Source organism: Pedobacter endophyticus, from assembly GCF_015679185.1.
GTDB lineage: Bacteria > Bacteroidota > Bacteroidia > Sphingobacteriales > Sphingobacteriaceae > Pedobacter > Pedobacter endophyticus.
In genome coordinates this window covers 1514431-1529321 of record NZ_CP064939.1, presented here as the reverse complement: position 1 = coordinate 1529321, position 14891 = coordinate 1514431, and the positions used below count along the sequence as shown (strand labels likewise).

Genomic DNA, 14891 nt, shown 5'->3' with positions numbered 1-14891 from the left:
CGGTCGTCATTCCCAATTTAATTGGGAATCCTAAAGCGAAAGAAAGGCTTTAGCTTGGCATTAGTCCCGTACGTACGGGACCGCCTGCCCGTCCGTTCAGGCGGGCGCGGGAAAGACGGCAAGAATACATAACGTCATTCCTATTGATTTTTTCTGAAAAATTCACGCTCAGGGTGACAGCTAGCGTAAGATGCACTGTACTAAAGTTCTTTTTCGAATGGGCGAACTCTTAAAGATTTTCTCAGCTTCGAAAGTATAGCTATCGGGATAAGCCATCCGATGAATAGCTGCAGGTAGCCTATATTCGTCAGATGACTACTCAATTTTCTCTTCAAACTCCATGAATGGCGGATAAAAAACTCATACAGCCATGAAACTCTTTAATCGAGAAAATTAATGTTTTCGTAAAGGATTTTAACCTTTCGATATAAAATTTTTTTACAACGACAAATTAAGTTGAATCTTTGGAATACTCGAATCAATTTATTTAACGCTCTCAACTAATTCACAATGCAACAGCAAGGAAAATTTATTCTTATGAATCTATCGGAATTTGAGGATTATATGCATAATCTTCAAATATACTTCACTCGTAAGATAAACCATTTACAACATCATCACACCCACGTACCCTCGTATAAAAATTTCGATGGGAAGAATCATTTTGCCCGACTTGCTGCTATGGAAAGATATCATGTGCAGAACAACCTCGGACAAATTGCACAACACTACACCACATTTCCTGACGGACAAATTGCTGTTTGTAGAAGTTTATCTATAATTCCAGCCGGCATCAAGCGACATAATACCGGAGGGATCTGCATCGAAAACATAGGTAACTTTGATCTCGGGCATGACGTAATGACGAATGCTCAACGAGAAAGTATTATTAAACTTACGGCACTACTTTGCGACAAATTCAACCTCGAACCGAGTTTAAACTCCATTATATATCATCACTGGTTTAGACAAACAGATGGCGTTAGAGATGACGCTGGTGGAAAGCGGATTCTAGAAAATCATAAAACCTGTCCGGGAACAAATTTTTTCGGTGGCAATACAGTCCTAGATTTTCAGACTTATTTTTTGCCTGGTGTGCAACGGACTATGTCGTTTTTGAAGACACATAAGGAGCCCGTTTTAATGAAAGGTCGGGTTTCTGTAAGCCAACTTAACGTACGTAAAGGACCATCTAAATCCTTTCAAAAAATTGAGGCAATTATGAAAAACACACTCGTCTCTATATACGAAACAAAAAACAATTGGTATCGTATCGACAAGGCAAAGTGGGTTTACGCAGAGTACATATCAGTTGAACGCCAATCGAAAGCTTATCAAAGATAGCCTTACAAACGTAATTTCTTCAATTATTGCGAGCCCATAAGCTCTGGTACGCGTCGCGTGTGCGAATATTTATCTTTTAACCAAATAAAATTAAACTTTTATATGCCTAATACACCATGTCTTTACGGGCCGCCTTTTTCCTTGTTGGGAGAAATGTATTTTATTGACGATCAAGTAGATTTTTACGTATCTGTTGATAGTTCAGCACAACAAAACACCATTAAAGCCTATGAATGGTACCTTGATCAATCGTTGGTTTTGGAAAACAATACAAGTGCGTTTAGAGCTAAGGTTACCGAGGGAAAGCATATTGTTGGGGTAAGGATTCTTACCGCAGATGGTTGGTCGGGAATCAAAACTTTCAGTTTTAACACCTATAAGTTTCCAGTATCACTTAATATTTATGGCGTGGATACCCTTGATGAGGGGGGAAGCACTGAATATCGAATAGTTAGAGTTTTCTCTGATCAAACTACAGAGGATGTAACAGACGAATATACGCTTTGGAGCACCGGAGGATGTTTCGATGGAAATATCTTTACTGCAAGGATAGATCCTGATTCAGATCAGGATATGAAGATTACGATAAATGCGTCGAAAAATAGCGATGTAACTAAAGATGTGACAATTATTAACACCACAGGGCCTGTATTAAAATCGATTATGATAAATGGATTGACTGTTGTTAATGAGGGAACGACCACCCCGTATGCGGTTACTGGAACATACTCTGACGGCATCAAGCGAGATATTTCTGCCAGTTATACGCTACAAAGCAGCGAGGGGCATTTTGATGGATTAACCTATTATGCACCCACTAATAATACCTTTAACGATACCCGCCAGGTTACCATTACGGCGGTCCAAAACGGAGCAATAAAGGCGACTTCCGTAATTACCATTAAGGACGTTAATTCCAAGCCAGGAGTTTTAGTTGTCGATTTTCTTAACTCGCCGCCAATGAACATGATCGCCTTCATCGAAAACGATGAGGTTACGGTAAGCCATGAACCAGCTTATACTAGAAGAAACACTGTTCCGAGTTTTGGAGATATAGCGCAAATGTATGTTTTAGCATCTGACTTTATAAGTGAAGGGCCGGTTAAATGGCGAGTTCAGTTTAACATTGCCAGATTAATGGCAGAATACCCAGGATCAGAAAACTTTGCATTTCACATTAAAGGCCGAGCAAATCAGGCCACGGGATTGTCGGGTGCTTACTCTTTAAAAACCCACGACGCTCAGATGATCATGAGAGGAGCTTCAGGCAGTCTAGTCCCATCGGTTTCTGGAGGCAGTAATTACAGTAGTCTGGTCAACTTCAGTGCAAATGCAGGAGGGGGAGCCAATGGAGATTTTACAGAACAGACGTTATCTACCATTATTAAATTTAACTATAACGTACCTAACGATATTTTAACCTATTCGCTCTCAAGCTTGGACTATCTTTCTGATGAAATTCAGGAAGTAGTCCAAAAAAATGACTGCGATCAAGACCTTGAAGGTTCGTGGGTTACTTATACCCTACCTGCTGGGGCATTCAGTTCACGTATAAGCCAAGTCGAGGCCAATAATCATGCTAGGAAATTCTTCGACTCGAATAAGCAACAGCATGCAAATTATAGTGGTACATGCGCCGATGCATCAGTCGATAGAACTTTTACTGTTTTTGTAACAGGGAATGGCTTTTTACTAAAAGCAGATAATGAACCCATTACTGAGGATTTATCTGTGGAGATGACGTATAAAATTAATTATTCGCCAAATGACCCCAACTATCCAGGGGAAGAATCTCCTTTGTTAAACGCTACAATTACGTTGCCAGCATACACTACTAGCATACAGGATGATAGTATTAACCCTAGTCCTCACGGCACCATCAGTGTTTTAAGTCATCTCTTTTGGCCATCAAGAAGTGATAATCATCATATCAATGTAGTATTAAGCAATTAAAAAATTTTTAAATAAAATTCAAAATACATGTCATTTTCATCTAACTTCGCTCCTCAGTCTTATTTTTTCACCGATCCTGCCTCGATTACCCAATCCGAATCGGAGGCCTTCGGCCCTGTGAATGCGGAGAGGTTCAACCTCACCTGCGCTTTCAGCAGCAGCGGGGCCATGGCCTATTCCATCTGCAAGGGAGTTGCGCTGCTACAGCCGCAGGCAGGAAACACGGACGCCGTCAACCTGATCCTGCGCCCCTTCGGGCAGCCCATTACCGGGCTAAATATCAAGTACTTCGTTTACAGGGGGCTGGCCAAGGCCGACTTCATCAGCGGCGAGACCGTACTGGCCGATGGCGATAGCGCCTCAGACTTCGTCAAGAAGATCAACAAGAGCTTCAGGGACTTTTACGCCAGTACCGCACCCGACAGTGACGTGCCGCCGTTTTTGGCAAGATACATCGGCTTCGACCCCGCACTTCAACCCGACAGCCTGCCTTTGGATCAGCTGTTTTTCAAGCAGTCGGAGTACGTGGAGAGCAACGGCGAGTTCGTTGAGAAGGAGGAGGAGGCCTTTGAGCTGCCCATGATAGGCGCAGGTTCCAGCCTTGGGCACTTCATCACTGGCGAGTGCGGGATCGATATCGTGCTCAGCTATGGCGACTATTCGCTACCCACGCCCCACGACCAGTTTACCTTCGACCTCGCCTATGCCAGGGACAAAAAGGCCGTGATAACCCTTGCTGAGGAAGATAGCGATATCCAAAAGAGGCACAAACGAGAACAGATCTTTCAGTTCCTCGATGCCGCCGCCTATTATGGGTTCCACAGCGACAACGGCGAGGTAACGCTGAAAAAGGGCGATGGGAATGAGAAGAAGAAGGGCGAGGCCATCTACACCGACATCGTGTCCAAGTTCCATACCAGGAACAACCTCTACCTCTACATTCAGAGCAACAGGGGACGTTCCTACGACTATTACGGCAACTACGGCGACCTGAAGGTCGGCCCAACCCAAGAAAGCCTTGACAACAAAGCCTACCAAAATGACGGCTGGCCCCTGATGATTGACAAGGCCCCACAGGCACACGACGAGGTAGCAAACACCCTCTGCCTTCAACTAAGCACCGACAATGGCCAGGACACCATGCTCTACGGGCAGGTGGCAGAGATTGCCAGTGCCAAGAACAACTTCATGGATGCCGCAGGCCTTAGGCAGCCCACGGCCGACGACGGGACAACCAGCGACTATACCAGCACCATTACCCTAAGCAACCCCGCCGTGGGCGAGGGCGGTGCAAAGCTCAACATCGCCAACTTCAATACCCTGGTCTATCAGGGCCGGGCAAACCCATACCAAACGGGAACGGCGACCGATAGCAATGGACAGGTTACACCAACATATGGCATACCCAACTTCTTCGACGACGTATTTGACCAGGTTACCGCCGAGCCTCTGCTAAAGGCCAGCGAGGCGAGCGACTTTGGCATCCTCTCCGCTCAGCGCCTCAAGCTTATCAACCACTATTACAACAAGAAACAATACGGCATTACGGCCGTACAGAGCCTGAACATCAACGATGCGATAGACACGGATGAAACCGGGGCGACCCTGAAACGGGTAACCTACGTAACCGAGGCGGTAGACGTGCTGAACAGCGCATTCTCCCTATCGGGCACCATCACCGCCGACACAAAAACGCGGCCCTCCGTATCCGGAGCGGTAGGCGGCAGCAATACCTACCAGCTGCCCGAGCCCTATTACTACAGCCTGCAGCCCTTTACCGATGGGACAGAGACCATTAGAGGGCCCATCCTAAAGGTGAGCGATGGCACCATCCCCGCCAAGATCGTGCTCGGGCTCACCAAGGCAGAGAACGACAGGCTAAGGGACCTGATCAGCACGGACAAGGTAACCAACGCCCGGCTGTTCCTTGTCGACCTCTTTGGGGACGGCAACGAGCTGATCTCACCAGAGAACATTACCTACCAAAAGTACAGGGCAGGTATAGTGGGCGAGGACGGCGATGGCGTATTAAGGCTCTACACGCCCGAGGAGGACGTGATGGTATACTCGCTCGACAGGAAGTACCACTTTAGCAAGGGGTATAGTGAGTATATGCCAAACATCGAGCAAGAATACAAAGAGTTTTTAATCAGTAAAGTGGAAAGATAATGGAAGTTGTAATTTTAACAGACGGTACGCCCGTAACCTTGAACACAGATTTTAAGAACAAGGCGCTGGATACAGATGGTTTTTTAATAGAGTTTAATTATAAGGACAACATTGATAATCGCTTTAGGTACTATAACCATACGATGTTCAAAGAGGATGATAGAAAACGCTATACATCATTAGCGGGCTATTATTTAGAGAAAGAGTTTCTAAAATATCTCCAACAGAACGTGAGTGATCCACCTACAGTTCAGTTACTAATCTCAAAATACAAGTTTAACTTTGACAGTTTCAAATCGAAAGAAGGTGATCCTGTAAAGCTGAGCATTGTAGATTTTGGCCCCCCGTACAATACCTATTATCAAACAGCTGATTATACATTTAACGTCGAAAAAGCTGTCGACGATAAAACCGTAAAGAACTATAAGCATTCAATTTATCAAGGTCTAAAGCTGATTGGTTATGAGATCAGTGTGCCCAAAAATGCCACTAGAAAACTTACAGAATATGTTACAAGTAATCCAGCAACCCGGTATTTCTATCAGGTAAACTATACGGCATATCTAGATAAATGGCAGGATGATACCACCAAGCGAAATATAAAGAAACTTGCAACCTTGACTGCCTTTAGGATCAATGATATTAACAATGAGATCTTTCCAAAGCTGGCACAATCCTCAACTTGGGACAATATCGACGCGGTGCCAAATATCCTGGCAGGCAATTTAGATGGGTTAAGCCAGTTTCAAAAGCTGCTGTTTTCCCTCAAGCAATCTTGGTGCTATTATTACGATCGTTATGCCGCCCCAGATTACCTTTATAAGAAAGAACCACAACCCGTATTTGCCGATACTCCAGATTATGATGACTATTTGCAGTATTACAACAATCTAAGCAGTTTTTACTTTACACTCTATGATATTCAGGATAAACTCTTGGATATAAATGAGGATTTAAGGTTACATTACCTATTGGATATCCTGCCTATATCGGCATTTGCAGTTATTCCCTTTGAGATTATTAAAGATGAGTTATCAAATCTGTTGCAGTTTAAGAGCTTGCCTCAAAATACACAAAGGTATCTGGTACACTTGGTAATAGCCTTGTCGAACAGGGCAGAGCTGGCTGATCTTTTCTTGGATTTCTTATTGGAAAGACCTGATACGAAAACCACGAATTTCGAGATACTGTATCGCTTGTTGGTAGATGATAGAAAGGAACGCTACACTATTGTCAACTGGTTTGTAGATGAGCAACCAAACAGAAAATACTTCGCTTATGCGGTGCACGAGTTATGGAAGGTGTCTAAATATAATCCAATGTATGCGCCCGATGATGATGGAGTTAATGCACAATCGTTCTTTATCAAAAACCCAAAAAGATATAATGAGAAGAACATTTTTGAGTTTAGCACATACAAATGGAAAGCTGGCGACGTTATAAAAGATAATTCCCTTTACTGGGGAACACTTAAAAACTCGACATATACATTTACCTTGGTTGGCGACCAGTTTAATACAATTCGCCATAATTATAGCTATGTAAAAGATAAGTATGCGGGAAAATCAGAAGAACAAACATGGAATGAAGACTTAAAGGCCTTTCATATATTCCATCCCCTGTTATTATTGGATTACAAAAACAACCTCGACCTAACAATCCCAGATCGTAAGCCAATACCTGCCTTTCTGTTCTACTATGCCGAGGAATACGATAAACTAGTCGAGTACGACGCAAGGGTTTCGCTGGCCATCGATGTCTCGATTGATATAGCCTTGTTTTTTGCAACAGGAGGCATCTCGGTTATCAATGACCTCAAGTACTTAAAGTACAGCACGCAACTTGGGCGTGCCTTAGCAGGAAGATTTGCAGCGAGTGAAGCACTTACCGTTTGGCGAGGAGCGGAAATTGGACTGGAGGGAGTAGCGTTGACTAATTCTACCCTTGCCAATATTAACAATTATCTAATAGCAACCGAAGATGACGAGGAAAAAAGGAAGCATCTTAAAAGGATCCAATGGATTTTTATGGGGCTTTTATTTGCCTCTGCAGGAGCTGTTGTTTATTCAAGATTTAGAGCTGTAAGAGAAGCTGAGGAAGTATTGGAGATTATTGGAAAATTCCCTGGAAAGACCCACGGAGTGCCAGACGATGTGGTTGACTTATTGAACAAATTGGCAGGAAAAGAGAGTGTGGCCATAGCCAAGGGAGCCAACGATCTGCAAAACAAACTTCAAGCCCTGAAGACCAGCGGTGCACAGGTTGACGATGTAATTTCGAGACTCAATACTTTAACCAACAAAGACCGATATGAGTTTTGGCAAGGTTTTGGTAAAATGAACGACCCGAAGGAATGGGCCAAATTAAACCTTAATAACGGAGTAGCCGTCGATCGTTGGTTGGCATTAAAAATAAAAGGAATTGTAGAAGCTGTTGACATGAATTATATCACTCATGTTGATAGATACCAAGCCCTAACAAGGTATTACGATGAGGCAGAGTTTCGTGAAATTTTAGAGACTTTTAGCGCTAGCAAAAAGTTAATGTTTTTTGATTCATTTGGGCAACAATCAGATGAATGGTTCAATTTTTTAAAAACCAATCCTTCAGCTATTAGCCGCTGGGTAACACTAAATCCAATTGGAAAGGCTATTGCGAAAAGTAATCCTAATAAATGGCTTTACACATTCGATAGGCTTTATCAGAATATACCGTATGCCGCACGTCTTTCAGATACAGAAATAATCCAACGTTTTGGGCAAGGACCATTAGGCTTTGTTAATCATGTAGAGGCAAAGGCGTTGGATCATATTTCTACAGTCGATTTTAGTCTATTAAAAAAGCACGAGTTAATATCTGGGATGTATGATAAAGCAACGAATACAATCTCTAAGACTTTTCATAATTTTAGTGGTTATGATTTTAACAAAGGTGGTGCTTACGATATTTTTATGAACGGTGCAATGAATAATCCTAATAGGTGTTTTCCTAATCTAAGAAAAAGGATTGAAGATGTTATTGCTTTTAAAGCTAAGGAAAACTACAACATGTCGGATATCGAATTTTTTGGTAATGCGGGTAACATGCCAGGAGCCCATGCCGAAATACGGGCGCTGGACGATTCGGCCAAAAAAAGATTTCCTAGTTATTTAACAAACCCACCGACTGACGAGGTTTTTGATGCCTGGCTAAAAAACGATGTGTTGGGCTATAACCGAAACATTAGATATGGCATCGATCAACAAGAGGTAATTATGCACACCTGTGTAGATTGCTTTCATATTTTAGATTTAGTTACCTTTATAAAACCTTAAATATTAAAAAATACACAATTATGTTACGAGTAGAATACAACGACCCCGATATGAAGTTAAGAAATAGGCCCACAAACTGGGGGGGGGGGGTTTACCTTTATAAAGGTCAGCCTTTTACAGGAGTAGAGACTTATCATGACCCTAATACAAATATATTAGTGGCAGAATATGAATATATGGACGGCATTTTTGATGGCCGCCAGGCAACGTATTGGCCAAATGGAAAATTAAAAGAAGAGTATTTCCAGAAGTACGATTACCACATTGGCTCATTTAAAAGATGGGATGAAAAGGGCAACCTGATAAGCCATCAAGAGAATGACGAATTTGGCAATTGGATAAAAACAATTCTTTAATGATTTTAGCTTTAGATGTACATTATAGAGAACAAAAAGCCAAATCAGTTGGTATCTTGTTTAATTGGAATGATATTGAACCACAAAGCATTATTGTAGATTACTATGAAGATATTGAAGAATATATCCCAGGGCAATTTTTTAAGCGAGAATTACCTTGCTTATTAAATGTTATTAAAAAAATAGACTTACGAACCGTTGAGGTGATCGTAATTGATGGTTATGTGTATGTAGACAACGATTATAAGTTTGGTTTAGGAGGTGTTTTATGGGAAAAATTAAATGAACAAATCTCTATAATTGGAATAGCAAAAACATCATTCTTCAAAAACAAAGAGACTGTTATTGAGATTGTTAGAGGAGCAAGTATCAAGCCTTTGTATATTTCAGCAATCGGAATGGAGTTAAAAACAGCCGCAGAATTGATTAAAAATATGAAGGGAGATTTTAGAATGCCCAGCTTACTTAAGCAATTAGATACTATAACCAAGGAATAGGAAATTTTTACAGTTTCGATTTTGTGTCGAACATTAGTTTTGAAAACAGGCAGCATTTCTGTTAAGTAAGGGGAAACCGGAATTTTTTGCCAAAAGAAGGCCTTAGCTTTGCTCTTGACTAATTCAGGTCAATTTAAAACTATTAACATGGCGATTAAAATTACATGCATTAACAAGGACAATGGAAATCATGAAAATCCAAATGTTGCAATTACACATCTTGGTTGATTAGATGAGGTAGAAGCAACCTCCGGCAAAAGTACCAGATTAGAGGTTTACAACTGGATAAAAAATGATAATAAGCAACTATACGTAAAGGATGCTAGCGGGAATAAGGCAAAATTGATTACTGCAGAAACTTCAACTGGAACAAAATATGTGAAAACTGAAGCGGATACTAGCACCAAAAACAATTTGCTCTCTCTATCAGAATGTAAATAATTTGACGAACTGCATCTTAAAAAATGTCAAGTTTTAGTTAAGTCCTTAAAAAAGTGGCCCTGTCTTGAAGTAAAGTAGGGCCATTGTTATATTTCGGTCTGGAGACCTTGATTTCAAAAAGGTTTAAGCGACCCGATGGAACACTTGAATCTGTGGAGGTATTGCCCTTCGACTACGCTCAGGGTGACAGCTTGCATAAGATGTACTGCTATTAAAGTTCTTTTTCGAATGAACAAGGTTTAAAGATTGCTCAGCTTTGGTTGAAATGTAGTTGAGGAGCCGCTTGCCATGAGCTGAACACATTTAGAGAAGTCAAGTTTTTAAAACTTGACTTCTCTGATGTCACGTGATCCGATGGAGCACTTAAACCTGTATTGCCCTTCGACTACGCTCAGGGTGACAGCTAGCGTAAGACTTACCCCTCTCAACCTAAAAATCTACATGATAATCTTTAGGGAATTTTTTTCCCGCCCAGGCTTTTTTGGCTGTCCATTCAGCAGCTGGTGCGCTCCAAAACTCGTCGTCAGCAGGAAGTCCTAACGGTAAAAATGAAAGCGTGGCCATATACAAACTGCCTGTAGAAGTGTAATAATCGGCAATATCGGGGTCGTGGCCGCAGAAGCCGAGTTGCAGCCAGTTGTTTTTGTCGAAAGTACCCGGCGTTTCGTACATGTTCTGCTTCACCAGTGTTAATGCCGAACGCACCTGCGCAGGTTTAATGCCATCTGGTAATTGTTTCATCAATGCAACCTGACTTAATGCCTGAAAAGCGCCTGTGCGGTAAGTAATTGATCTGCCAATGGGTGGATAGGTGCCTTCCGGAGAAATCATTCTTTCCAATCCAGTCGCGTAGCGCTGCATTCTTTTCAAGGCCAGATCGTAGCGTTCCTTTTTGATCAGATTCTTATCCAACATAACGGCAAGTGTATCCACCATCATCGGGTGAATAACGAAAGAGTTATAATAATCAAAAGCCAAATGCGGCCCGTCGCCATACCAGCCGTCGCCTTTGTACCATTCAGTAAGTTTATCTACCCCTTCGTTTAAACGTTTTTCATCAGGAGCAATTCCAATAGATAGTAAGAATGCTTCGGTAATAGAACCAAATAATAACCAGTTGTTTTGAAATGGCTTTTTGCTACGCAAGAGTTTAAATGATTCAATAATCGCTTCCTTGGTTTCGGGTTTTAAGGGCTTCCAAAGTGCATTGGGTGCCCTTAAAAAAGTTTGCGCCAAATAAGCGGCATCCACAATGGGTTGGTAATCTTTACTAAAGTTCAGTTGATCGGGACTGTTTGGTGCAAAGCAATTATCTAAACCTGTAACGGCCTGCTGGCGAAACTTCTTTCTTAAAACACCCTCTTCTGTATTGTCGTCTGGCAGGGCAAGCCAAGGCGCAATGCCAGCGTATGTTCGGCCAACGGCTTCTAAATAAGTTACCGTTGGGCTCCGCGAATCGAACGTTGGAGAAGTAATTAAGGGCATGTTTTGCTTTAAAGTTCCGTTTGCCAGATTAGAAACCACCGGATTTGCAATTTTGTGCAGCAATTTATACCAATAAACGCGATCGTTTTTCGGCTTTGTGCTCAGCGCCGAATTTTTGTTTTTTTCGGCCGAGAATACTTCGTTGGGCTTTAAAAAACTCAACACCCCGGTAAACGAAAGCGCTCCGATAAATTTTCTTCTTTCCATATTTATTTTATAAGTACCAATTTTTATAACGTGTTAAAGCTTCGAGATAGTAATAGTCTGCATAGGTTAAAGGAACATCGATTTCCGATTTTAGCGGCAATGCTCCCGTGCTGTGCATCAATATGAAGCCACCATTTGAGCCTTTAGCTGCCGTGTAAGCATTTGATGAAAGCGACCTTAACATCAGCTCAGCACTGTTTTTATAAAGTGCCTTGTTTTTGCCGCTGCTAAACTGCCCTAGCTCCAGCAATGCCGATGCGGTAACAGCCGCTGCCGAGGCATCGCGATAGGTGTTCGGGATTTTTGGTGCATTAAAGTCCCAATAAGCTACAAAATCTTTCGGCATTGATGGGTTTTTAAGGATAAATTTTGCAATGTTTTGCGCAAAATCGAGGTATTTCCTTTCTTTGGTAAAGCGATAAAGCATCGTGTAGCCATAAAGTGCCCAAGCCTGACCGCGGCTCCATGATGAACCATCAGCAGCACCTTGCGAAGTGCCTTTTCTGATCACTTTGCCCGTTGCCATATCGTAATCTACCACGTGATAGGAACTGAAATCAGGTCTGAAATGATTTTTCATCGTCGTATTGGCATGGTTAAGTGCAATTTCGCGGTACTTTTTGTCGCCACCATGTGCCGACACCCACAACAGCAATTCGAGGTTCATCAAATTATCGATAATAACCGGACCTTTCCATGTTTTTCCCGAGTTCCACGATTGAATTACATTGGCCGCAGGGCGATAACGGGTAATTAACGATGCGGCCGCTGTGTCGATCGTAGGTTTGTAGTGCGCATTTCCGGTGATGCGATACGCGTTGCCGAAGCTGCAAAACATCATAAAGCCCAAATCATGGTTGCCTGTGTAATGCTTCTCTTTCTCTAAGATGACAAGCCGTTTTTTAGCTTCATTTAAAGTAGCCGAATCTTTGGTGTATTCGTAAATATAGAGCAGTGAACCGGGATAAAAACCACTGCACCACCATTGCGTATCACTGCTTTCGGATTTTTTAGTCAATGGATAAAAAGTTTTTGGCATCCGGTTTTCCGGTGTATTCTGAGCCAATAACTCATATTGTTTTTGAGCAAGTTTAAATTGTCGGTCAATTAGGTTCTTCATCGGTTCCTGCCCGTTTGCATAGGCAAGGCAAAAAATCGAAGCCAGTAAAAAAAATAGTCTCTTCATGTTAATGTAAATGTTAGGTTTTCGCTTTCTCGTAGTTCTGGTTTGATTTTTTATCGGTATCTGTTTCGAAGGTGATTACGAACGGTTGTTTGGCACTTGGGTTGTTAAACTCAATAAAATATTCGTTGGCCTTAATTTCCTCAATCTTAAGTTTTACGCCCGGGTTCGATAACGGCGCAGCCATACTAATACCCATTTTTGCGGGAAGCTTAACCCTATATTTTCCGTTTATAGGCGTGTTAAAAACCAGCATATAAATTTTATTGCTGCCTGTTTTTTTGGTGAAATAGCCCCAATCTTGCTTATCAAGGACAGCATATTCACAATTGTAAATGGCCTCGCTGTTTACTTTCATCCAGTCGCCGATTTCCTTTGCCAATTGAAGTTCCTCCTTTCGGATGGCTCCATCGCCCTGCGGACCGAAGTTCATCACGAAGTTTCCGCCTAACGAAACCGATTTGGCAGTCATTTCAATCAGTTCAAATGCCGTTTTAATGTGGCCTTTCCAAGCCTTGTTATACCCCCATTGGTTTTCGGGAACCGTCATTACACAATCCCAATCATTTCCATGCACATCCGCTATCTTTTCAGGAAGCTTCCTTTCCCAACCTTGCTCGTAATCGCCAATCAATACCCCGTTCGAATCGAAATGGCGTTTTCCGTATTCATCAGCACGGAAACGACTGCCGATAATAATTCCGGGGCGTAGTTTCCTTAATTCTTGTTCCAGCTCATCGGCAAATGCGGCCTGTTTTACCCACGATTTATCCCAGGTTCCATCAAACCATAAACCTTTGGCGGTGGGGTACAGCGTTAATAATTCGATGAGTTGATTGCGGGTAAATTGCTTAAAGCCTTCGAAAGCGATGCTGTCTGCCTCCGTTTTAATGTCGTATCGCCAGCCGGGATGGTTCCAGTCCATTACCGAGAAATACAGGATCACATCTATGCCCGCGGCATCATAAGCATCAACCAGCGGTTTTATAATATCCTTTTTCCACGGCGAATTGGCAACGGTATAATCGGTGTACTTGCTTGGCCATAGGCAAAACCCGTCGTGGTGTTTGGTGGTAATGGTTACGTATTTTGCGCCCATTTGCTTGGCCGTTGCCGCCCAGGCCTTGGCATCAAAGTTTACGGGATTGAACTTATAGATCAGCGAATCGTAAGTAGATTTCGGAATACCGTCCCACGAGCGAATCCATTCGGCGGCTCCGTTATACGTTTTACCATTCCATTCGCCACCCGGGATAGCGTATAATCCCCAGTGGATAAACTGGCCAAGGCCATAGCCACGCCACTTTTTCATGGCTTCATCCGGGCGCTTACCATCGCGATGGGCACCATGAACAAGGTTAATTTTTTCTTTTTTTACAGGAGCTATATCCTGCGCAGTAACGCAATTGCCGTAAATAAACAACAGCAAAAGCGGGATGATTTTGAGCAGGCGTTGTTGGTTCTTTTTCATTTTGTATGTGTGTTAATGTTGTGTTTAATGTTTTTTGTCACCTTTCCTTTCAGTCGATTGTCTTCCCCGAGCCCGCCTGAACGGACAGGCAGGCAGGTGGTTCCGTATGCACGGGATTGCTGCAAAGCACCCAATTTTTGCGCATTAAGATCCTCAGTCAATGACAGCTGCAACGGTCGTCATTGCGAGGCACGAAGCAATCTCCCTGTGGGGGCCGCTTTAAGATTGCTTCAGCTCGCTCAAGCCAGCTTCGCAATGACGAAATGGCTACCTTTGATTATGTTAAAACCTGTCATCCAAACTACAAATGACAGCACGGGTTTTTTCATCCCAACTCCGTTATTTTTCTAAAACTGACTTCTGAGGATGATGAAATCTTTAAGAATTTGCTTTGCGGCTAACTCCCAAATTACGCCATTTATTTTGATGTTCTGGAAACCACCTTATCGACCGCTCATTCGAGCGGCCAAT

10 protein-coding genes are annotated in these 14891 nt (G+C 42.5%); 7 read left to right on the top strand and 3 right to left on the bottom strand.

Annotated features, from left to right (window positions below):
- Positions 1-510: 510 nt before the first annotated feature.
- From IZT61_RS06185 to IZT61_RS22570, 7 genes are all read left to right on the top strand, one after another.
- The gene (locus tag IZT61_RS06185; RefSeq protein WP_196100306.1) at positions 511-1344 is read left to right on the top strand and encodes an N-acetylmuramoyl-L-alanine amidase; all 834 of its coding nucleotides are present in this window, start codon (positions 511-513) and stop codon (positions 1342-1344) included.
- A gap of 153 nt (positions 1345-1497) precedes the next feature.
- Positions 1498-3297, top strand: coding sequence for a DUF5977 domain-containing protein (locus IZT61_RS06180; RefSeq protein ID WP_230383874.1), 1800 nt, complete (start codon positions 1498-1500; stop codon positions 3295-3297).
- 27 nt (positions 3298-3324) lie between these two features.
- Positions 3325-5466, top strand: coding sequence for a hypothetical protein (locus IZT61_RS06175; protein ID WP_196100304.1), 2142 nt, complete (start codon positions 3325-3327; stop codon positions 5464-5466).
- Positions 5466-8780, top strand: coding sequence for a hypothetical protein (locus tag IZT61_RS06170; protein ID WP_196100303.1), 3315 nt, complete (start codon positions 5466-5468; stop codon positions 8778-8780). The genes IZT61_RS06175 and IZT61_RS06170 overlap by 1 nt, the downstream gene beginning before the upstream one ends.
- A gap of 20 nt (positions 8781-8800) precedes the next feature.
- Positions 8801-9136: a toxin-antitoxin system YwqK family antitoxin gene (locus tag IZT61_RS06165; protein WP_196100302.1), complete on the top strand. Its 336-nt coding sequence runs from the start codon at positions 8801-8803 to the stop codon at positions 9134-9136.
- A complete protein-coding gene (locus tag IZT61_RS06160; RefSeq protein ID WP_196100301.1) occupies positions 9136-9633 on the top strand; it encodes an endonuclease V in 498 nt (165 codons plus the stop codon). The genes IZT61_RS06165 and IZT61_RS06160 overlap by 1 nt, the downstream gene beginning before the upstream one ends.
- A 285-nt stretch (positions 9634-9918) precedes the next feature.
- Positions 9919-10074, top strand: coding sequence for a DUF3892 domain-containing protein (locus IZT61_RS22570; RefSeq protein WP_196101231.1), 156 nt, complete (start codon positions 9919-9921; stop codon positions 10072-10074).
- A 429-nt stretch (positions 10075-10503) separates the two neighbouring features.
- On the opposite strand, the gene IZT61_RS06150 is transcribed toward IZT61_RS22570, so the two are convergent.
- Genes IZT61_RS06150 through IZT61_RS06140 form a run of 3 tightly spaced genes read right to left on the bottom strand, consistent with a single transcriptional unit; the run spans position 10504 to position 14420 of the window.
- Entirely contained in the window at positions 10504-11766 is a 1263-nt protein-coding gene (locus IZT61_RS06150; RefSeq protein WP_196100300.1) for a DUF2264 domain-containing protein, read from the bottom strand.
- A gap of 7 nt (positions 11767-11773) precedes the next feature.
- On the bottom strand, positions 11774-12952 hold the full coding sequence (locus IZT61_RS06145) for a glycoside hydrolase family 88 protein (RefSeq protein WP_196100299.1): 1179 nt from the start codon (positions 12950-12952) through the stop codon (positions 11774-11776).
- 13 nt (positions 12953-12965) lie between these two features.
- Positions 12966-14420: an alpha-L-fucosidase gene (locus IZT61_RS06140; RefSeq protein ID WP_196100298.1), complete on the bottom strand. Its 1455-nt coding sequence runs from the start codon at positions 14418-14420 to the stop codon at positions 12966-12968.
- Between the last annotated feature and the right edge of the window lie 471 nt (positions 14421-14891).